The sequence below is a fragment of the Pseudomonas sp. UBA5706 genome (assembly GCF_002419965.1).
Classification (GTDB): domain Bacteria; phylum Pseudomonadota; class Gammaproteobacteria; order Pseudomonadales; family Pseudomonadaceae; genus Aquipseudomonas.
Map to the genome: position 1 here is coordinate 46,916 of NZ_DIHC01000026.1, position 19,037 is coordinate 65,952.

Below are 19,037 nucleotides of genomic sequence, written 5' to 3' on the forward strand. Positions count from 1 at the left end.
AAGGCCACGCCATGCAGCTCAATACCGAACAACCTACCGCTGAACACCAAGCCGCTGTCTTCAAGGTCTGGCGCCTGTGTGCGTGGGCCGGCCCGCTCTATCTGGTGGGGTTGGTTGCCTTCTGGGGCCTGCTTGCCGGTTTCCTGCCAGCGCCACGGCAGTACTTCAATGCCGAACAGATCACCGGGTTTTTCCTGGCCAATAACCTGAAGATCCGTGTCGGCATGGTTGGCACCTTGTTCGTCGCACCGCTGTATTACGTATGGAGCCTGGTGATTTCCGCTGTGATGAAAAAAATCGAGGGGCCGGACGGGTTGCTCGCGCAACTGGAGTTCGTCGGCGGGATCGCCACGGCGTTTGTCACCCTGGGCTTTTCGATCATGTGGTTGACCGCCAGCGTGCGCACCGCCCTGCGCTCGCCCGAGGACATCCAGATGCTGACCGATATCGGCTGGTTCATCTTCGACACCACGATCATGGTCACGGCGATCCAGATGTGTGCATTTGGCGCTGCCCTCTTCATGGACCGGCGCGCCCGCCCGTTGCTGCCCAAGTGGCTAGGCTGGGCGTCGTTTGCCATCGCCGCGACCTTCATTGCGGCTTACATCATGCCGTTTGTCGAAGACGGCCCGTTCGCTTGGCACGGCCTGATCACCTACTGGGTGGTGCTCAGCAGTTTCTTCGCCTGGATGGTGCTGACCAGCATCTTGCTCTTTCCGGCCATCCGCCAAGTCGAGCAGGAATGCCGGGTTTAGTCCGAGGTGGCCCACATGAAGGCGGTCCGCGTTTTACCTGGCGTGACGGGAATCTGGATTTTCATTCTGCTGGATATGACGTTCTTCAGCGTGCTGTTCCTCGCCTATGTCACGGAAAGGTCCGGGCAGGTGGCGCTATTCACCGCATCCCAGGCGCAACTGAACGTACCCCTCGGGCTGTGCAACATGCTGGTGCTGCTGACCAGTTCGTGGCTCGTCGCGCAGGCAGTGCATGGCGCTCGTCGGGGCCAGCGTCGCGCGGCCGGGTGGCTGCTGCTGGCGGCGATAGCCTGTGCGGTGGCGTTCATCGGGATCAAGGCGTTTGAGTACAGCGAGGAGTTTTCCCGAGGTATCACGCCCCTGACCAATGGCTTTTTCATGCTGTATTTCAGCCTGACGTTCTTTCACGTCCTGCATGTACTGGTGGGCTGCGCGGTGCTGGCCGTCATGGCTCGCAACACGTGGCAGGGCGCCTACGGCGTCGGCCGGACCAGCGGCCTTGAAACCGGGGCCACCTATTGGCACATGGTCGACCTGCTCTGGATCATGCTTTTTCCACTCCTGTACCTGGCCAAATGACCATGGATCTCTTATTCAATCGTCGCGTTGCGGTCTGGGTGGCGCTGATGCTTGCCACCGGTATCGGGGCCTGGTTTGCCGGGCTGCCGGCGGGTGAGCACTGGGCTGCGGCGGCGATTCTGGGGCTGGCGGCGCTGAAGATGGCCTTTGTCATGCTGTGGTTCATGGAGCTGCTTGGCGCGCCGCACCTCTGGCAAATGGTGTTCGGGACATGGCTGCTGGTGATCAGCGCGTTATTGATCGGCAGCTTCATCCTTTTCTGAAACACAACGACGACCTCGAAAACAACAACAGGAGAACACCATGTTCGATCTCACCGGCAAGAATGCCATCGTCACAGGTGGAGCTTCAGGTATCGGCGCCGCCACGGCGCGCCGCCTGCGCAAGGCGGGTGCCCGGGTCTGGATCGCCGATGTCAGTCAGGCTGACGAAGAAGGCTGCCACTACCGCAAGGTCGATGTGTCCGAGGCGGCCGATATCATCAAGGTGTGCGACGAGGTAAAGAACGACGCGGGCCATCTGGACATCTACGTCAACAATGCAGCGATCTCCAGCGGCCATCTGCTGGCCGATGCCGACCTTAAGCGTTCCGAGCGCTTCTGGCGGATCAACCAGATGGGCGTGCAGATGGGCATCAAGGAGGCTGCAGCGCGGATGACGGCGGGCGGTTCGATCATCAACTTTTCATCGATTACCGCCGTGCGTGGTTTTGCCCAATGGGGCGAGTACGCCGCAACCAAAGGCGCCATCATCGCGTTGACGCAGACCGCTGCGGTTGAATATGGGGCCCGGGGCATTCGCGTGAACTGTATTGCCCCCGGCATCATCGAGACCCCGATGGCCATGAGCGAGGCACCGGACATGGTGCGTAAGAATGCTGCTGTGTTTGCCTTGCTCGGTCGCATCGGGCAACCCGAGGAGCTGGCAGCCGTGGTGCATTTTTTGGCCAGCGACGACGCCAGCTATATCACCGGGCAGATCCTCTCGGTGGACGGCGGCTGGAGCACGGGCACGTCGATTCGCGGGATTGAGCTGGCGCTGGCAACTTGAAGGGTGAGGCGCCGGGCAGCGTGCGCTGCCCGGCGCCCTTGGGCGATCAGCCCTGTATGTAGGCCACTTGCGTGTGGGTGTATTCGTAGAGCCCGTGCTTGCCATCGGTGCCGCCGATGCCGGAGCGACGTACGCCAGCATGGAAACCCTGGAAGGCTTCGAAGTTCTCGCGATTGACGTAGGTCTCGCCAAACTTCAGCGCGCCGATGGCGTGCATCGAACTGGTCAGGCTGGTAGTGAAAATCGACGAGCTCAAGCCGTATTCGCTGTCATTGGCGCGAGCGATGCCCTCGTCGAGGTCTTCAATGGCGTCGACCATGACCACCGGGCCAAAAATCTCCCGTTGCAGAATATCCATCCCCGCACGCGTGCCGGTGATCACGGTGGGCTTGAAGAAACAGCCATTACCGGTGTCCAGGTGTTTGCCGTCGGTGAGGATCTGCGCGCCCTTGGCCACGGCATCGTCGACCAACGCGCCAAGGCGTTCGACGGCGGCACGGTTGATCACCGGGCCCATTTCTACTGGCTGGCCGCCGAGGGGGTCGCCAAACTGAATGGTTGCAAATGCCGCTGCCAGTTGTTCGCAGAACTGGGCCTGAACACCGTGCTGGACGTAGACCCGCTCCGTGCAGTTGCAAGCCTGGCCGCTGTTAAGGCTCTTGGTGGCTTTCATGGCGGCGACCGCCAGGTCAATATTGGCGTCGTCCAGAATGATGGCCGGTGCCTTGCCCCCCAGTTCCAGGTTGACCTTGGTGATATTGCGCGCAGCGTTGGCCATGATTGCAGCACCTGCGGCTGAACTGCCGGTGAAACTGATCATATCCACCAGCGGATGAGCCACCAACGCCTGGCCGACACCTGCGCCCACTCCGCCGATCAGGTTAAACACGCCGGCCGGCAATTGCGCTTGTTCGACGATCCGTGCGAATTCATAGGCGCTGTACGGGGTTTCCTCGCTGGGTTTGATCACCACCGTATTGCCGGTCAGCAAGGCCGGGGCGACCTTGCGCACCACCATGAACAGCGGGAAGTTCCACGGCAAAATGCCCGCCACCACGCCCATTGGGCGGCGAAACAACAGGATGTTTTCCTTGGGCCGATCGCTGGCGACGATCTCGCCCTCGATACGCCGCGCCCACTCTGCGTTGTAATCCAGGTATTCGGCGGCCAGCGCCACTTCCAGTTCAGCCAGTGGCAGCACCTTGCCTTGCTCGATGGCAATCACCTGGGCCAGGCGTGGCAGGTTTTCCCGGATCAGCTTGGCCATGCGCCGCAGGTATTGCCCGCGTTCATTGGCGGGCAGGGCGGCCCAGCGATCCTGAGCCTTGCGCGCGGCGGACACCGCCTCGTCGACCAGCGCCGCATTGCCGTCCGGGATCGAACCGATCAGGCCTTGGGTCGAGGGGTTGAAGACCTCGATGCGCTGGCCGGAGTCGGCGACGAAGCGGCCATCGAGAAAATGTTGGAAAGTAAATTCAGGCATTGTCATTTCACGCTCCGAAGCAGGGTATGTGAGGCATCTGGCTGGGCAGTGGCGGTTAGAAATTGCGGCAGCTTGCCCGCCACCGTGATGTGTTGACGGCTGATCTCATCGAGATTGGCGCAGCCGAGCAGGGCGAGCGTGCGCGCGGTTTCCTGACGCAGCAGGCTAAGCACGCGTTGCACACCCGGCTGGCCGAAGCCCGCCAGCCCGTAAAGGTAGGGACGGCCAACCATGCAGGCACGCGCGCCCATCGCCAGCGCCTTGACGATGTGACTGCCGCGTCGTACGCCGCCGTCGAGCACCACTTCCAGCTGATCGCCCACGGCATCGACGATGTCGGCGATCAGGTCCACGGTGGCCGCGGTACCGTCGAGCTGGCGCCCGCCGTGGTTGGAGACGATGATTCCGCTGACCCCGGCGGCCACCGCATCACGGGCGTTGGCTATCGATTGCAGGCCCTTGATCACGAACGGCTTGCCCCAATGTTTCATCAGCCGTTCAATCCTGGCCCAAGTGATGTTCTGTTCCATCTTTGCGGCAAAGAATGCGGCCAGCGTGCCCAGGTCGCCGCCGTCGGGCGTGGGAACATTGGGCAAACTGAACCCGCCTCCGGCCAGGTAATCCAGGCACCAGCGCGGGCGCTGGGCGAAAGACCAGAAGTTTTTGCTGTTCAAACGCGGTGGTACGGTGAGGCCATGACGCAAGTCGCGCTCGCGGTTGCCGGCGACGATGGTGTCGACCGTCAGGCAGATCGCATCGAAACCGGCCGCCTTGCAGCGGTCGATCATGTGCAGGTTCAGCCCGTCGTCGTTGAGCAGGTACAGCTGATAGATTTTCGGTCCCGTGCACCTCTGGCTCACCGCTTCGATGCTGGTGGTGGCCATGGTCGACAGGCAGTAGCCGATGCCGGCCCGAGCGGCTTCCTCGGCTACGGCCAGTTCACCCGCCGGGTGAAACACTCGCGTCAGGCCGGTGGGCGATAACAGCAGTGGCCATTCCAGCGGACAGCCGAACACAGTGCGGCGCATATCGACCTTGCGGATGTCGTGCAAATAGTGCGGCACCAGGTCGTAGCGCGCGAAGGCACCTGAATTGGCGCGCAGGGTCAGCTCATCCTCGGCGCCCCCTTCCATGTAGTGGAACAACGGCGCCGGTAAACGGCTGCGCGCCGCTGCGACGAAATCCTGCACGTTGAAGCATTCTTCAAGTCGGCTCACAGGCCCACCCCCTTATTGAAGGATGAGGCTCACTGGGCCTTGTAGCGCACGGGCAGGTCATGGGGACCGCGGGCAAAGTAGGAGTCGATCCAATGCACGTCGTCAGACAGCGGCTCAAGCACGGCCAGGCGTTTGAATACCACTTCCAGTGCCTTGCCCGCTTCCATCCGGCTCAGGTAGCTGCCCAGGCAAAAATGTGGGCCCTGGCCGAAGGACATGATGGGCACACTGACCTTGCGGTCGATGTCGAACACTTCGCCGTCAGGGAACATGCTCTCGTCGCGGTTGGCCGAGGCCAGCAGCGGCATGATGGTCGAGCCCTTGGGGATGGCCACGCCGGCAAGCTCGGCGTCTTCGGTGGTATGGCGAAAGATCATCTGCACGGGGGGCTCGAAGCGCAGCACTTCTTCAAGCAACGCGGGGATCAGGCTCGGATCATTGCGCACACGCCGTTCTACCTCGGGGTAACGGTGCAGCAGGGTCAGGGTACTGCCCAGCAGATTGGTGGTGGTTTCCACGCCGCCGATCAGCAGTAAGACCGCCATCGACAGCACCTGGACGTGGCTGAGTTTCTCTCCCTGGACATCCGCCTGAATCAGGGTCGAGATGATGTCGTTGCCGGGGTTAGCGGTACGCAGGGCAATGATGTCTTCCATGAACGCGCGCAATTGGTCGGAGTTCTGCTTGATCTGCGCCAGGCGTGGCGCGTTATAGGCGGCGCGGTTGGCGGCGGCGAGGGTGTCGTCGACCCACACCTTGAATTCGGCGCGCCGCTCGGTCGGCACCCCCAGCACTTCCGAGATCACAGTCACCGGAAACAGCGCGGTGAAATCCCAGACCCAATCGCATTCCCCTTCGTTGCCATGCTTGGCGATGATGTCGTCGATCAAGTCATTGGCAATGTCGATGGCACGCTGTTGCAGGGCCTGGATCTTGCTCGGCGTGAAGGCCTTGTTGGCGATTTTGCGCAGGTGGATATGGCTCGGCGGGTCCATCGAGATCATCGGCGGCACTTCCGGCACCGGGTCAAATTCCCCCAGCAGGGCCGGCCAGAACTGCGCCGAACTGTAGAGCTTGCCGTTTTTAAGCAGTGCATCGACCTCTACGTAACTGGCCACGGCGAACGCCTGCATACCTTCCAGCCATTTCACCGGCTCCTCGCGGCGCAACAGGTTGTAGAAGGGGTAGGGGTTCTGCTTGACGTCATGGTCCAGGGGGTCATAAGTCTTTGCGGCAAAATCGCCGCCCTGGACAGCATGTGACTGATTCATGGGTTTCTCCGGCGCTGAGACTTTTATTCTTATGTTCCGGATGCGGTATCCGGTTCGCCTGTACACGCTATGCCCTAGCTGCTGCCTTGCTCAATGGCAATACGCGCCATTGGTGCTCTGCCTGTGCCAATCGCAGTACCGCCTTGCCAAGGGGCCTGCCGGCACAAAGGCGTTTCAACGATTGTCACAAAGCGCCTGCGGCTGGCATCAATAGCAACGGCTTGGCGCAGGGGCTGCGGTTATAAGTGTCGAGCATAAAAACGGTTTGATGCTCCAGCCCAGAACAATAAAAGGACGCTTGTATGCACATTCTTTACGCGAACCAGATCAACGATGACCACCTGAACCGGTATCAGCGAGAATTCATGCGTGGCCTGCGGTCCGGGACGCTGGCCGCCGAGGTTGAGGGTGCCAATGCCTTGGGCGGCGGTCATAGCCGCAAGAGTTTCACCACGGCCCAGGATTGGGTCACGGCGTTTTTTGAAAAAGGTGCCGACGAAGTACTGGGTTATTACGCCGACGATTTTGTCTGGGAGGACATCGAATTCGGCCAGACCATCACCACCAAGGAAGAGTTGTATAAAGCCTTCGTGGTGTTCAACAACTCCGGTCCGGACTCCGAATTCGGCGAGCATCTGTTTGAAATGATCAGCTATGACGGGCACACCGTACCGGTTTCTACCGCGACGTTGCGCCAGGAAGGCACGCCCGCCGGCTGGAGCGAGCAGGATTACCACCGTTTGACTGACAACATGCGCCTGGGCGCAGACTTCGAATATGACGAGTGGGGTTACATGCAGTGGATCTGGAAGGCCCGGCATAACGCGGACTTTTTCGGCATCCCGGCCAAAGGCAAGACAACCGTGACCCGGGGCACCACCACCCAGTTCTATCGTCACGGCAAGATCGTGCGCTGCCGCACCCACTGGAATTTCCGTGAATTCGCGATCCAGCTCGGGCTGATCCCGCCACCGGACGAAGCCTGGCGCAATAACTAAGCTCACCGTTACCGAGAAGGAGTTGAGCATGCGCTACTCGATACTGGGGCGCAGCGGGCTGCGCGTGTCGCAAATGTGCCTGGGCACCATGACGTTTGGCCCAGGGGCCGAGTGGTCGCGTTCCGAAGCTCAGGCGCGTGCGGTGTTCGACGCCTATGTGCAAGGCGGCGGCAATTTCATCGACACCGCCAACATGTACACCGGTGGTGAAAGCGAAAAGATCGTCGGCCATTTGGTGGCCCATGATCGCGAACGTTTCGTGGTGTCCACCAAGTATGCCAACGCGGTGCCCGGCAGGGGCGACCCCAACGCCGCCGGCATGCACCGCAAAAGCCTTGTGCAGTCGCTGGACGCCAGCCTGAGGCGGCTTGGGCTCGACTACATCGACCTGTACCTGGTGCACTGGTGGGATTTCACCACGCCGGTGGAGGAGGTACATCGTGCATTGGACGACGCCATTGGTGCCGGCAAAATCCTGCACATCGGCTTGTCCGATGTACCGGCCTGGGTGGTGTCCCGGGCCCAGGCGTTTCATGAACTGCGCGGCCTGGCCCCGGTTGCCTGCATGCAGTTGGAATATAGCCTGGTGCAGCGCTCCATCGAACGTGAGCACCTTCCCCTGGCCGCCGCGTATGACATTGGCGTGACGGCCTGGTCGCCGCTGGCCGGCGGGATTCTCAGTGGCAAGTACACCCGCCCGCACGCGCATGACGGCCCCAAGCGCATGGATTCCATGCAGCTGCAGGTACTGGACGCGCGTAATCGCGGCATCGCCCTGGCGGTGGATCGAGTGGCCGATCGCTTGCAGATCTCGTCCTCGCAGGTGGCGCTGGCGTGGATCATGTCGCGCGGGGTCATTCCCATCGTCGGCGCAACCTGCGCCCTGCAGATGCAGGAGAATCTGAACGCCGCCGAGCAGGTTCTGGACAGTGCGACACTGGCGGAGCTGGATCAGGCCAGCGCCTTTGAGGCCGGGCACCCCTACAACATGCTGGAATGGGACATGCCTATGTCCCTGGGGTATGGCGGCATGTTCGATCAACTGGACCTGCGACGGTTTCCAGGCCGGCGTTAGGCGCCCCACCGGGCAGGCCGATGCTCGCCTGCTCGATATAACAATAAAACCTCAGGAGAGCTTCATGAGTACACCAGATAATGCCCGGTTGATCGCCAGCTCGGGCAATTTCCAGCGGGTCGGTTCGGTCACTGCGCTGCGCGGTGGCGAGCCGGTAGCGGCTGTCGTCGATGGCCAGGCAGTGGCGGTTTTTGCAGTGGAAGACGGCGTGATCGCCACGGCGGGCATCTGTCCCCATGCCGATGGGCCTTTGCATGAAGGTGAAGTCGAGGGGCACTTACTGACCTGTCCCTGGCACGGTTGGCAGTTCGATCTGCAGACCGGTGTTTGCGAGGATGATCCGTGCATCAATCTGGCGCGCTACGAGGTGCGCATCGACGGTGACGATATTCTGGTGCGCATCTAAGCCCGGCTGAACCGGTGGACGACAAGGGGCGTGTGATCACACGCCCATTTTTTTGCGTTTGCGGGCGGGTGGGCTGGTGCCGTAAAGGGTGCGTGTCACTGCACGTTGCAACTGCAGGTCTGCACCGGCGAGCGTGATGGTTTGCAACGCGTCCAGACCGCGCAGGCCCAGGTGCGTTGGCTGGCCATTTTCCACCATGACGTGGCGATCGTCGATGCGGTAAAGGTGCAGTCTGCCCAGCGCCTCATAATCATGCGGATGGCCCAAGGCGCATGCGCCCTTGATGCTGTCGAGGGTCAATTGGCTGTCGAGGCCTTCGATGCGTAACACCGCCTCGAAGGTTGTTGCGGTGGACTGCTGGTTGTCGACGCCAGCGGTGCGCCACTGGCTCGGGTCGCCGCTGCTCAATACATGCATGTGCAAACCGTGGATCACCGGGTCTGCGCTCAAGGCGGGTATCAACCAGCGCTCCACCGTATCAATCAGTTCCCTGGGATTATGCCCCGTCCGCAACCCCAGCAGCATGACAAAGCCCACGCTGCCCGCGCTTGCCGGGCGGCTGTGATAGCTGCGGCTCGCACCCGGCTCCAGGTTGTAGAGCAACGACGTCTTGAACAGATTGCGTTCGTCGGCCTGAATCAGCGCGGCGACCTTGCTATTGATCAGGCCTTCACGTGCCGCGGGGCTGAGGAAGCCAACTTCGGCTAAGCCATGGAAGCGCGCAGCCACCGGCCAGGAGCGCGATACATGGTTCGGTAGCGCCAGGTTGCGCACCACCGCGCCCAGGTGAAACTGTGTGTAGGTCTCGAAACCCGGAATGCGCGCCGCGAGAACGCCGTGTACATCACGCCAGTAGCGGAAAAACAAGCGTGCGGACAGGTCGTTCTTTTTGCTTAACAGGGCGAGGGTGGTTACAGGGGTCATGGAAGAAAGGTCCTGGCCGGCAAGCGCGGGGCCTTGCCGGTGCCGCAAGGGAAGATACCGCTAGGCCGCGCCAAGAAAGCCGCCGTCCAGCGCAGTGATGCTGCCTGTCAGGTAGGCCCCGGCTCGTGATGCAAGAAAGATCACCATGCCACCGATGTCCTCTTGGCTGCCGAAACGCCCAGCCGGAATCTTTCCGAGCATGGTCTGTTCCAGGTTGGGCACCGCGTCAAAGAAACCGGCCGTCATGTCGCTGGGAAAATAGCCGGGTGCAATCGCATTCACGTTGATATGCCGCCCGCGCAGGTCGGAGGCCAGCATGCGTGTGAGTTGGTGCAACGCCGCCTTGCTGCAGCCATAGGCATAGGCGCCATTGCTCTGTGGCATGAGGCCACCGATGGAGCCGATATTGATGATACGTGCGGGGTCTGCGTTGCTCGCCTGCGCGCCCAACAGCGGCAATAACGCCTGGATCAACAGAAACGGCGTGCGCAGGTTCAGCCCCATCAGCTCGTCCCAGCGCTGCTCGCTGACACTGCCCAATGGCTCGGCGTTGAACGTCCCGGCGTTATTGACCAGGATATCCAGCGACGCGCTGTGCTGCGCCAGATCCAGGGCCAAGGCTTGAACCTGCTCAGCCGAAGCCAGATCGTGTTGCACAAACGTGCAGCTGCCATACGCGGCCAGTTGCTCGGCATGACGTTCGCCAGCCTCTCGCGAACGGCCGCTGATAAAGACGCGGCAACCGGCACGCACCAGCGTCGTGCTGATCAATGCCCCCACGCCCTTGGCGCCGCCGGTGACCAGCGCTGTTTTGCCTTTGAGTGAAAACAGCTCGTGGTAGATATCCGCAACCATGATCAATTTCCCGAACGAGTGATGGGGTTGAGCTGATCAGCCTGGAATAGCGCCCAACTGGCGCAACACCGGGATCGCATCCCAGATGCTGCGCTCGAGGATGATCTTGCCGTCCTTCCAGCCCATCACCGTGACGCCACGGGTTTTGGTGATCTTGCCGGCGGCCGGTACGCCGAGGAAGTCACCGGCGTGCTTGGTTTCCCATGTCCACTGAAACGAGCCCAGGGTTTGATCACCCACGTAGTCGAACACCTCGAAGCGGTTATAGGACTGGGTCGGGTCGGCGATCTCGAAGCCTTCGAAGAATGTGCGCAAGGCGGGCAGGTTGCTGTTGATGCGCAAATCGAAGTTGATGTCCTCGAATTCGAATGTGTCTGAGTACAGCGTCATCAACTCGTCCGTGCCGTTGGCGAAAAGGCCGATCCAATACTGTGACCATTGCAGGTTCATGCTGAGCTACTCCTGGCATTGAGATTGTTGTTATCGGGATGCAGCTGGTTGTCGAAAACCTCCCCACTTTACTCGCGCAAAACCGTCGCAGCGATGGCGCGCAATGCCAGCCCATGGCCGAACGTGACAATGTCGACAGAGGCCCGACATGGCCGGAAAACTGCCTGTAAAAACGCGGACGGCTCTGCCTCAAGCCTTGCACAGACGTTTGTTGACAAGCGCCAAAGCGTGTGCCTAATTCGCCGGACAAAAATAAGATATGGCCATGGCGCGATTAGCCGTAGGCCCCTGAGGAGGCGCGATGAAATCGGGAATTTCAGGTTGGGTATTGGCTATTGCACGCACGCTGGATGTCGCCGGCATACCCCACGAAAAGATTTTCCAACAGGTGGGCATGGACCCCGCCGGTCTCAGCGCAGGAAGCAACCGTTATTCCCAGGAAATGGTCAGCCGCTTGTGGCGGGCCGCGGTGCGGGAAACGGCAGATCCTTATTTCGGGCTAAAGGTAGCCTCGCAAATTCGGCCCTCGACCTTCAGCGTTGTGGGCTATGCGATGAGTTGCAGCGCCACTCTGGGCAACGCCCTTCATCGTTTCGCACGCTACGCCAAGCTGATCTCCAACTCCGCGACGGTGACCCTGACCGAGGGTCCCGGCAAATTGTCCCTGAGCTTCAACTTCGATACCGGAGGTGCCCCGCCTATTTTCCACACGGTCGATACTGTGATGGCCGGACTGGTGTGCTTCAGCAGCTGGATCGCCGGCAAGCAGGTGGTGCCCCACGAGGTGCATTTCAGGCACGAGCGCCCGGCGAATATGAAGGCGTACACCAAGATACTCAAATGCCCGATTCACTTCGAGCAAGCTGATGACTGCATCGTGTTCAACAGCTGTGACATGACCCGTCCGATTCTCTCCGCCGATGAGCAACTGGCCGCGCTGCTCGACAGCATGGCGGTGACGCAGATGGCTCAGTTGTCCGAGCGGTTTTCAAAGAAGGTGCGCGACTGCCTGGTCAAGCAGTTTTCCGAAGGCGAGATCTCACGGCGTGGCACGGCCGAGCTGATGCACATGACAGAGCGCACGTTGTTGCGCCGCTTGAAGGACGAGAACACCACCTTCCAGGAAGTGCTTGATCGCTTGCGTGAGGAGCTGGCTTACGAGTACCTGCGCAGTTCGGATGTCACGGTGCAGACAGTGTCCTCGATGCTCGGGTTCTCCGATGCGAGCACCTTTTCCCGCGCGTTCAAACGCTGGACCGGGCGTCGCCCCAGCCTGGCCCAGTGCAAGGAGATAATGGCCAGTGGTGGCCGTCGGCCTGGAGGGGTTGCGTTAGGGGGATAGTGCGCCAGAGGCGAAAAGACCGGACTGAATCCATTCGCGGGTAGGTGCCGATCAGGTAACGCCTGTAGCGTTTTCTGATATCGGCAACCTTAGAGTGTGCGTGGTGGGCGCCGAGAGCAGGTCTCTGCGCCCCTCGTTGCTGCGTCGAGGGATTACTGGCCGAGCTTCGAGTCGACGCAGCCGGTGCTCGTGCATTCGCGTTCCCGTTCCTGCAGGAAGGCCATGCGTTGCTGAGTCGTCTCGACCGCGCACGCCAGGTTGACGAAGTAGCCGGATGATTTCTCTTCGCTGCAATCATTGTCGCGCTGTTTGATCCAGGCAACCTGGCCCGCCTTGAGAGCACTTTGCTGGGTTGGATTGAGGTGTTTACGCAGGGCGGTGTATTCCTGGTTCAGATCTCTGTCGGCTTGTGAGAACAGGTTGCTCACGCAGTAAACCTGATCGAACGCATTGCGAGGCTGTGCACAGCCGGCCGCCTGTACGCCGAGAGGGAACAGAACGGTTAGTAAAGCAATCGAGATTTTTCTCATTGGGCACATCCTTTTGTTTTGAGATTAATGGCTCAAGAATATCCCACGCGTATTGGAGCAGCCACCCCAACGTGTCTGTGAGTCAAGCACGGCTTCGCCCCGCAGGGTGGCGCTCACTTGATGCCTTAATCAACCCAATCCATTTATCGCTGCGCGGCGCACGTCGTCTCAGGCGAACCTATTTCAAGACGTGCTGGAGCTGCGAAGACAACCTTTTGGGCCTTTACGCTCGTGGCACGCGCGCAGGAAGCAGAGGCAGGCCTGGGCCTGCTCTGCTTCATCTGCCGCTCAATCAAACGCTAAACGGGTCTACTTTCTCTACGTTGATCTGCATGTCGGCAAGCGCCTTGGCTACCACTTCTCGGCCTAATACCCCTTCGTCAGCCAATGCCTTCAGCGCGGCAATCACGACGAACTGGCGGTCTACCTCAAAGTGTCGGCGCAATGCTTCGCGCGTATCCGACTGCCCGAACCCATCAGTGCCCAGTGCTATAAACTTGCGATTCCCGGTCCAGGGGCGGATCTGGTCTGCGTGGATTTTCATATAGTCCGTCGCAACCACTATGGGGCCGGGGTGCCCTTCAAGCACTTGCGTCAAATACGGTATTTTCGGCTCATCCAACGGATGCAGCAGGTTCCACCGCTCGATCTGCTGCGCGTCCCTGCGCACCTCGGTGAGGCTGGTGGCGCTCCAGATTTCACTGCTGACGTCATAATCCCGCGCCAGTATTTCCGAAGCCGCAATCACCTCTGGGAGGATCGAACCGCTTCCCATGAGTTGAACATGGCGATTTCCCTTGGCGTCGCGCTCGATCGGCAAACGATAGAGGCCCTTAAGAATTCCCTGCTCGGCACTCTCAGGAAGGTCGGGATGAGGGTAGTTCTCGTTGAGCAAGGTGATGTAGTAATAAATGTCCTCTTGCTCGACGTACATACGACGCATGCCATCGTGGACGATAACCGCAAGCTCGTAGGCATAAGTCGGGTCGTAGGAGACGCAGCACGGGACGGTTGCCGACATCACGTGGCTGTGCCCGTCGTCATGCTGCAGCCCTTCACCCATCAGCGTCGTGCGTCCAGACGTTGCGCCGAGCAGGAAGCCTCTGGCCCGCGCATCACCCGCAGCCCAGAGCAAATCGCCGACACGCTGGAAGCCGAACATCGAATAGAAGATGTAAAAGGGCAGGGTCATCACGCCATGGTTGGCGTATGAGGTGCTGGCCGCGATCCAGGATGACGTCGCCCCGGACTCATTGAGGCCTTCCTGCATGATCTGCCCGTCGACGCTTTCCTTGTAGTAGGACAGCGTGCCGGCATCCTGAGGCGTGTAAAGCTGGCCTACGTGGGAATGAATGCCGATCTGGCGGAACAGGTTCTCCATGCCGAAGGTGCGTGATTCGTCCGGCACGATAGGCACGATGAGCCGGCCAATATTAGGGTCTTTCAGCAGGGTGGCGAGGATGCGAACGAAAGCCATGGTGGTGGAAATCGAGCGATCGCCGGTGCCCTTGAGTTGCACCTCCAACGCCGACAGCGGCGGTATCTGCAAGGGTTCGACCTGAGCATGCCGAGCGGGAACCTGGCCCCCCAGGCTCGCGCGTCGGGCTCGAAGGTAGCGGGCTTCGGCGCTGTCTTCGTCCGGCCGCAGGTAAGGCATCTCGCCCAACTGATCATCGGTCAGCTCAAGCCCGAAGCGGTCCCGGAACGCCTTGACTGCATCGTTACCCATTTTCTTGAGCTGATGGTTGATATTCTGGCCTTCGCCAGCCTCACCCATGCCGAAACCCTTCACCGTTTTGGCCAGGATCACCGTGGGACGACCGCTTTTGCGCGACGCCGCAGCGTAGGCGTTGTAAACCTTGACCGGGTCGTGACCGCCGCGGCTAAGTTTCCAGATCTGATCGTCGGTCATGTCGCTGACCAGCTCTAGCAGTTCGGGGTATTTACCAAAGAAATGCTCGCGCACGTAGGCGCCGTCCTGCGATTTGTACGTCTGGTACTCGCCGTCGACGCACTCCATCATGCGCTGGCGCAGCAGGCCGGATTTGTCCTTGGCCAGCAGCTCGTCCCAACCCCCTCCCCAGATCACCTTGATTACGTTCCAGCCAGCGGCACGGTACAGGCTCTCGAACTCTTGAATCACCTTGCTGTTGCCGCGCACCGGCCCATCGAGGCGTTGCAGGTTACAGTTCACGACGAAGATGATGTTGTCGAGCTTCTCTCGCCCGGCCAGAGAGATGGCTGCGAGTGATTCAGGCTGGTCCATCTCCCCGTCACCCAGAAATGCCCAGACCTTGCGGCCTTGATGCTCTTTGAGTCCACGGTTCTCCAGGTAACGCATGAAGCGCGCCTGGTAGGCCGCGGTGATGGGTCCCAGGCCCATCGAAACGGTCGGAAACTGCCAGAAGTCAGGCATCAATCGAGGATGGGGGTAGGACGACACGCCATCACGATCGGTTTCACGGCGGAAGTTATCGAGCTGGTCCTCGGTGAGGCGTCCCTCGGTGAACGCCCGGCCATATATCCCTGGAGCCGAGTGGCCCTGGATGTAGATCAGATCGCCGGCGAAGGTATCTGTCCGCCCGCGGAAAAAATGGTCGAAGCCCACGTCGTAGAGAACTGCCGCCGAGGCGTACGTGGCAATGTGGCCACCGACGCCTGAATGCTTCCCGGCGCGTAGCACCATGGTCAGGGCGTTCCAGCGGATGTACGCGTTGAGGCGCTTCTCAATGCCCAGATCGCCCGGGTAGGGCAGCTCGCGTTCCGGTGGAATGCTGTTCACGTAGGGGGTGGTGACCCGTCCGTGGAAGTCTCCATGGACGGAGACATCGAAATCGAGCAATTGGTCGATCAGGAAGTGGGCCCGGGGGCGGCCTTCAGCCTCAACGACCGATGCAATTGAGTCAATCCATTCGCGGGTTTCTTGTGGATCCTCGTCGCGAACCAGGTAGCTCTGTTCCATCGGTGCATCTCCTAGATGAGTCGTCAGCAGGTGTCTGTCCAACCCGCTCATTGTTGCAATTGCAATTGAATCTAGCGTTTTTCCCGTTATGATTGCAACTGCAATTAACCCTAGGATTTGGAGTTACCATGGCCACCCCATCGCCCGACCTCTGGTACAACTTCATTCGGGCTCACCGCTGCCTTATCAAGGAAATCGAGCGGCGCCTGGCCGAAGAGCAGTTGCCTCCGTACGACTGGTACGACGCACTTTGGGGTATAGAAAGCGGGCAGCACGGCGCCCGAAGAATGCACGAGCTCGCTGACGTCATGGCCATCGAACGCTACAACCTTACGCGGCTGGTTGACCGCCTCGAAAAAGAAGGATTGGTTACCCGGGAAAAGTCGCTCGACGATGGCCGGGGCGCCATTGCCCGGATTACCGAGGCTGGCCGGGTGCTTCGAAAACAGATCTGGCAGGTGTACAAGCAAGCCGTGGAAGAATTGTTTCTCGTGGAATTCGACGAGGAGCAAAAGCGCCTGTTTGCGGCTGCACTCGAAAATGCCAGCCGCAATGCTCGCCAATCCCGGAAAACGTCTCAGACCAATCGGTAACGTTTCATTGCCTTGCTGATCAGCGACGTGTTGATTTGCTCCTGACTCGCCAGTTCGCGCAGGGCCGTCAGTGCGATCCAGTGCCGGTTCAGGCGCTGATGAGGCTCCAGGCTGTCAGCGCCCAGCGCCCTGAACGGCGCACGTACATGCGCCGCCAGTTGTGCAGCCACAAACTCCGCATACCCGGTGACCGCGATCACCGGCGTCTCGGAAGTGTTGAGGCAGTCCTGGAGATGACTATTGGCAGGGGTTTCCCCTCGCGAACGGCGCTTGTGTCGGGAATGGGCATCCGCGTCCCGCGCAAGTTTGGTGTAGCTGGGGCAACTCCACACTTCGGCGGCGATACCCCATTCATCCTGCAGAATTTGTGCGGCTGCCTGCACCTCCCGCAGCATGAGCCCTGCCCCAAGAAGCCGGACCTGCTGCTTGCCCTGGGCCGGTGTATCCAAGCGATACATCCCTAAGTAGGTTTGCTTACGGTCACAGGCAATGCCATCGCCTGATTCATCGTGCAGGGTCATGTAGCAAAAGCCGGGCGCGCCTTGCACATAGAGCTCGTTAAGCGCGCCTGCCAGGATGGCCCTGGCCTCATCACCGCTTGCCGGATCGAAGGGGGTGCACTGCCGATTGGAGGCCAGCCACAGCGGCAACCAGGGATGAGCGCCCTTTGCCCATCGCGATGGCGAAGATTCGATGTCGTTGAGAATGATGCCCCGTTGCCCCGTCTGAGAGGTCAGCATCGAGAGGTGCGCGGACGTTGCTGACTGCGTCATGTAAAACAGCGGCCGCTCATCGTTGCGCGATTGTTCGCTGAACCAGAGGGGCCATGCGCTGATCGCCGCGCTTGTAGAGGGCTTCGACGCGCGATCGTTGATCCACCAGAACTGCCCGTTGGAGCGCTTGTCGCTCTCCAGCCGCTTGATGAGATCGACAACAGTAAAGAGGGGAGAACTCTGAGGAACCACTCCCGTGGGGTCATTTCGCTCAATACACTCGATACACGCCTGGGCCGCTGAGCCGGTTTTGGCGGTGCGTTGTAAACGAAGGCTATCCATAAAGATGAAACTCCTCTGACTGTCTTGCGGGATGCTAAAGGAATAATGCAGACTCATTGCAAATGCAACCACAAGGACGGAACCTTTGATGAATGCTGCCTCGCTGCACCTCTACACCGCCGATACGCCCAACGGTCAAAAAATCCCGATCGCGCTCGAAGAACTGGGGTTGGGTTACACCCTGACCCACATCGATCTGAACAAGGGCGAGCAAAAAACTGCTGACTTCCTTGCACTCAACCCAAACGGGAAAATCCCGGTCCTGATTGACAGCGCAAACGGCGTCACGCTGTTCGAATCAGCCGTGATTCTCACGTACCTGGCCGATCAGCGGGGGTCACTCGGCGGCGAGGGACAGGCCGAGCGGCTGCTGGTCCAACAGTGGTTGGCTTTCCAGATCGCAAGCGTGGGGCCGATGCTTGGACAGCTCTGGTGGTTCCGCCATGTACCCCCCACCGCCAACGAGCAGGCACTGGAACGCTATCGTCGCGAGTCAATGCGGCTCTACGAGGTTGTAAACAGCCAGCTTGTCAGTCGCGACTACATCGCCGGGGAGCGCTATACCATCGCCGATATCGCGCTGTTCACCTGGCTGCGCACCTACGAAGAGCTGGACCTCGATATTTCGCCGTTTCCGGCGGTACGCGCCTGGCTGAACAAGCTCGCGCAACGGCCGGCCGTCAAACGAGGTCTGGCAAAATCCCGTCAAGAAGCTTGAAGCCCATCAGCCTGATAACGATAAAAAGAAGATGTTGATCATGCATTTCAATGCTGCGCCTCTCGTCAGGCCCGGCCAGGATCCAAACCTGGCCACCCTAATTGAGCATTTGCCTTCCGAGATAGACTGCCCGTTCACTTACGCCACGATAGATAAGCGCACATTCAGCCTGTCGAACTTCCTTTCAAGCTTCCCCCTTGCATGGCAGCACAAATACTGCGGCGAGGCGCTGCACCGCGTCGACCCGATCATCTCCTATGGAGTACAAAGCGTCGCTCCCTTTCATTGGACCGAGGCCTACAGGCGCCAACCCGTGCAGGGGCAGGGGGCGTTCGAACAGCTCAGCCGCGAGTTTTCCATGCAGGACGGCTACACCTTCGTTGTCCATGATCCGCAACAGCGCATAGGGCTGTTGAGCCTGGTCAACCGCGAGCGCAATCCGCATTTTCACCAACAGATCCAGCACATAAAAGCGACCCTGCAATTGGCATTAGTGGCGTTTCACAGCGGGATGAACGCTGGCCTGACGGCCCAGAACGCCGCAGACCAGCCCCTGACTGTCCGCGAGCACACGATCTTGAGCTGGGTGTCGCTCGGCAAGTCCTACAGCGAAATTGCCTGCATCTGCGATATCCGTGTGCGGACGGTGAAATTCCACATGGCCAATATCGTTCGCAAGCTGGAGGTCGACACCGCCAAGCAAGCGGTTTTCGCCGCCTCAAGGCTGGGCATTGCTTGACCGTTGGCCCCGTACCTTCTGCTCGGACGTATTCG

20 protein-coding genes are annotated in these 19,037 nt (G+C 60.2%); 11 read left to right on the forward strand and 9 right to left on the reverse strand.

Annotated features, from left to right (window positions below):
- The first annotated feature begins 11 nt into the window (after positions 1-11).
- Genes B3I26_RS11620 through B3I26_RS11635 form a run of 4 tightly spaced genes read left to right on the forward strand, consistent with a single transcriptional unit; the run spans position 12 to position 2,384 of the window.
- The gene (locus B3I26_RS11620) at positions 12-755 is read left to right on the forward strand and encodes a hypothetical protein (protein WP_296257827.1); all 744 of its coding nucleotides are present in this window, start codon (positions 12-14) and stop codon (positions 753-755) included.
- Between the two features lie 15 nt (positions 756-770).
- Positions 771-1,334, forward strand: coding sequence for a cytochrome c oxidase subunit 3 family protein (locus tag B3I26_RS11625; protein ID WP_296257828.1), 564 nt, complete (start codon positions 771-773; stop codon positions 1,332-1,334).
- Positions 1,335-1,336: 2 nt separating this feature from the next.
- The gene (locus B3I26_RS11630) at positions 1,337-1,597 is read left to right on the forward strand and encodes a cytochrome C oxidase subunit IV family protein (RefSeq protein ID WP_296257829.1); all 261 of its coding nucleotides are present in this window, start codon (positions 1,337-1,339) and stop codon (positions 1,595-1,597) included.
- 40 nt (positions 1,598-1,637) lie between these two features.
- Positions 1,638-2,384: an SDR family NAD(P)-dependent oxidoreductase gene (locus B3I26_RS11635; protein ID WP_296257830.1), complete on the forward strand. Its 747-nt coding sequence runs from the start codon at positions 1,638-1,640 to the stop codon at positions 2,382-2,384.
- 46 nt (positions 2,385-2,430) lie between these two features.
- On the opposite strand, the gene aldA is transcribed toward B3I26_RS11635, so the two are convergent.
- The 3 genes from aldA to B3I26_RS11650 are packed head-to-tail and all read right to left on the reverse strand — an operon-like array spanning position 2,431 to position 6,355.
- A complete protein-coding gene (aldA, locus tag B3I26_RS11640; RefSeq protein WP_296257915.1) occupies positions 2,431-3,867 on the reverse strand; it encodes an aldehyde dehydrogenase in 1,437 nt (478 codons plus the stop codon).
- Positions 3,868-3,869: 2 nt separating this feature from the next.
- Entirely contained in the window at positions 3,870-5,084 is a 1,215-nt protein-coding gene (locus tag B3I26_RS11645) for an alpha-hydroxy acid oxidase (RefSeq protein WP_296257831.1), read from the reverse strand.
- Positions 5,085-5,113: 29 nt separating this feature from the next.
- Positions 5,114-6,355: a cytochrome P450 gene (locus tag B3I26_RS11650; protein WP_296257832.1), complete on the reverse strand. Its 1,242-nt coding sequence runs from the start codon at positions 6,353-6,355 to the stop codon at positions 5,114-5,116.
- Positions 6,356-6,657: 302 nt separating this feature from the next.
- On the opposite strand from B3I26_RS11650, the gene B3I26_RS11655 reads away from it, so the two are divergent.
- The 3 genes from B3I26_RS11655 to B3I26_RS11665 all read left to right on the forward strand — a co-directional run bounded on the left by B3I26_RS11655 (position 6,658) and on the right by B3I26_RS11665 (position 8,834).
- Positions 6,658-7,353 (forward strand): hypothetical protein, encoded by a 696-nt coding sequence (locus B3I26_RS11655; protein WP_296257833.1) that lies wholly within the window; start codon positions 6,658-6,660, stop codon positions 7,351-7,353.
- A gap of 28 nt (positions 7,354-7,381) precedes the next feature.
- Positions 7,382-8,428 carry an aldo/keto reductase gene (locus B3I26_RS11660; protein ID WP_296257834.1) on the forward strand — a complete coding sequence of 349 codons (1,047 nt, stop codon included), beginning with the start codon at positions 7,382-7,384 and terminating at the stop codon, positions 8,426-8,428.
- A gap of 64 nt (positions 8,429-8,492) precedes the next feature.
- On the forward strand, positions 8,493-8,834 hold the full coding sequence (locus B3I26_RS11665) for a Rieske (2Fe-2S) protein (protein ID WP_296257835.1): 342 nt from the start codon (positions 8,493-8,495) through the stop codon (positions 8,832-8,834).
- Positions 8,835-8,870: 36 nt separating this feature from the next.
- Here B3I26_RS11665 and B3I26_RS11670 read toward each other — a convergent pair whose 3' ends face one another.
- The 3 genes from B3I26_RS11670 to B3I26_RS11680 are packed head-to-tail and all read right to left on the reverse strand — an operon-like array spanning position 8,871 to position 11,063.
- Positions 8,871-9,758, reverse strand: coding sequence for an EthD domain-containing protein (locus B3I26_RS11670; RefSeq protein ID WP_296257836.1), 888 nt, complete (start codon positions 9,756-9,758; stop codon positions 8,871-8,873).
- Positions 9,759-9,818: 60 nt separating this feature from the next.
- Positions 9,819-10,613, reverse strand: coding sequence for an SDR family oxidoreductase (locus tag B3I26_RS11675; RefSeq protein WP_296257837.1), 795 nt, complete (start codon positions 10,611-10,613; stop codon positions 9,819-9,821).
- Positions 10,614-10,649: 36 nt separating this feature from the next.
- A complete protein-coding gene (locus B3I26_RS11680) occupies positions 10,650-11,063 on the reverse strand; it encodes an ester cyclase (protein ID WP_296257838.1) in 414 nt (137 codons plus the stop codon).
- Between the two features lie 301 nt (positions 11,064-11,364).
- On the opposite strand from B3I26_RS11680, the gene B3I26_RS11685 reads away from it, so the two are divergent.
- Positions 11,365-12,405, forward strand: a complete 1,041-nt coding sequence (locus B3I26_RS11685) for an AraC family transcriptional regulator (protein WP_296257839.1) — start codon at positions 11,365-11,367, stop codon at positions 12,403-12,405.
- Between the two features lie 152 nt (positions 12,406-12,557).
- Here the strand turns inward: B3I26_RS11685 and B3I26_RS11690 are convergent, their stop codons facing one another.
- Together B3I26_RS11690 and aceE are read right to left on the reverse strand one after the other, a co-directional pair.
- Positions 12,558-12,935: a lysozyme inhibitor LprI family protein gene (locus B3I26_RS11690; protein WP_296257840.1), complete on the reverse strand. Its 378-nt coding sequence runs from the start codon at positions 12,933-12,935 to the stop codon at positions 12,558-12,560.
- 292 nt (positions 12,936-13,227) lie between these two features.
- The gene (gene aceE, locus B3I26_RS11695; RefSeq protein WP_296257841.1) at positions 13,228-15,897 is read right to left on the reverse strand and encodes a pyruvate dehydrogenase (acetyl-transferring), homodimeric type; all 2,670 of its coding nucleotides are present in this window, start codon (positions 15,895-15,897) and stop codon (positions 13,228-13,230) included.
- Positions 15,898-16,025: 128 nt separating this feature from the next.
- On the opposite strand from aceE, the gene B3I26_RS11700 reads away from it, so the two are divergent.
- The gene (locus B3I26_RS11700) at positions 16,026-16,490 is read left to right on the forward strand and encodes a MarR family winged helix-turn-helix transcriptional regulator (RefSeq protein ID WP_296257842.1); all 465 of its coding nucleotides are present in this window, start codon (positions 16,026-16,028) and stop codon (positions 16,488-16,490) included.
- On the opposite strand, the gene B3I26_RS11705 is transcribed toward B3I26_RS11700, so the two are convergent.
- Positions 16,475-17,545, reverse strand: coding sequence for a transketolase-like TK C-terminal-containing protein (locus B3I26_RS11705; protein ID WP_296257843.1), 1,071 nt, complete (start codon positions 17,543-17,545; stop codon positions 16,475-16,477). The two genes, B3I26_RS11700 and B3I26_RS11705, sit on opposite strands and share 16 nt — an antisense overlap.
- Positions 17,546-17,633: 88 nt before the next feature.
- On the opposite strand from B3I26_RS11705, the gene B3I26_RS11710 reads away from it, so the two are divergent.
- Together B3I26_RS11710 and B3I26_RS11715 are read left to right on the forward strand one after the other, a co-directional pair.
- Positions 17,634-18,263 carry a glutathione S-transferase family protein gene (locus B3I26_RS11710; protein WP_296257844.1) on the forward strand — a complete coding sequence of 210 codons (630 nt, stop codon included), beginning with the start codon at positions 17,634-17,636 and terminating at the stop codon, positions 18,261-18,263.
- A gap of 40 nt (positions 18,264-18,303) precedes the next feature.
- Positions 18,304-19,002 (forward strand): LuxR family transcriptional regulator, encoded by a 699-nt coding sequence (locus tag B3I26_RS11715; RefSeq protein WP_296257845.1) that lies wholly within the window; start codon positions 18,304-18,306, stop codon positions 19,000-19,002.
- The last annotated feature ends 35 nt before the right edge of the window (positions 19,003-19,037 follow it).

Coding starts and splice junctions, on each gene's coding strand:
- B3I26_RS11620 (WP_296257827.1), top strand. CDS start 12: ATGCAGCTCAATACCGAACAACCTACCGCTGAACACCAAGCCGCTGTC.
- B3I26_RS11625 (WP_296257828.1), top strand. CDS start 771: ATGAAGGCGGTCCGCGTTTTACCTGGCGTGACGGGAATCTGGATTTTC.
- B3I26_RS11630 (WP_296257829.1), top strand. CDS start 1,337: ATGGATCTCTTATTCAATCGTCGCGTTGCGGTCTGGGTGGCGCTGATG.
- B3I26_RS11635 (WP_296257830.1), top strand. CDS start 1,638: ATGTTCGATCTCACCGGCAAGAATGCCATCGTCACAGGTGGAGCTTCA.
- aldA (WP_296257915.1), bottom strand. CDS start 3,867: ATGCCTGAATTTACTTTCCAACATTTTCTCGATGGCCGCTTCGTCGCC.
- B3I26_RS11650 (WP_296257832.1), bottom strand. CDS start 6,355: ATGAATCAGTCACATGCTGTCCAGGGCGGCGATTTTGCCGCAAAGACT.
- B3I26_RS11655 (WP_296257833.1), top strand. CDS start 6,658: ATGCACATTCTTTACGCGAACCAGATCAACGATGACCACCTGAACCGG.
- B3I26_RS11660 (WP_296257834.1), top strand. CDS start 7,382: ATGCGCTACTCGATACTGGGGCGCAGCGGGCTGCGCGTGTCGCAAATG.
- B3I26_RS11665 (WP_296257835.1), top strand. CDS start 8,493: ATGAGTACACCAGATAATGCCCGGTTGATCGCCAGCTCGGGCAATTTC.
- B3I26_RS11670 (WP_296257836.1), bottom strand. CDS start 9,758: ATGACCCCTGTAACCACCCTCGCCCTGTTAAGCAAAAAGAACGACCTG.
- B3I26_RS11675 (WP_296257837.1), bottom strand. CDS start 10,613: ATGGTTGCGGATATCTACCACGAGCTGTTTTCACTCAAAGGCAAAACA.
- B3I26_RS11680 (WP_296257838.1), bottom strand. CDS start 11,063: ATGAACCTGCAATGGTCACAGTATTGGATCGGCCTTTTCGCCAACGGC.
- B3I26_RS11685 (WP_296257839.1), top strand. CDS start 11,365: ATGAAATCGGGAATTTCAGGTTGGGTATTGGCTATTGCACGCACGCTG.
- B3I26_RS11690 (WP_296257840.1), bottom strand. CDS start 12,935: ATGAGAAAAATCTCGATTGCTTTACTAACCGTTCTGTTCCCTCTCGGC.
- aceE (WP_296257841.1), bottom strand. CDS start 15,897: ATGGAACAGAGCTACCTGGTTCGCGACGAGGATCCACAAGAAACCCGC.
- B3I26_RS11700 (WP_296257842.1), top strand. CDS start 16,026: ATGGCCACCCCATCGCCCGACCTCTGGTACAACTTCATTCGGGCTCAC.
- B3I26_RS11705 (WP_296257843.1), bottom strand. CDS start 17,545: ATGGATAGCCTTCGTTTACAACGCACCGCCAAAACCGGCTCAGCGGCC.
- B3I26_RS11710 (WP_296257844.1), top strand. CDS start 17,634: ATGAATGCTGCCTCGCTGCACCTCTACACCGCCGATACGCCCAACGGT.
- B3I26_RS11715 (WP_296257845.1), top strand. CDS start 18,304: ATGCATTTCAATGCTGCGCCTCTCGTCAGGCCCGGCCAGGATCCAAAC.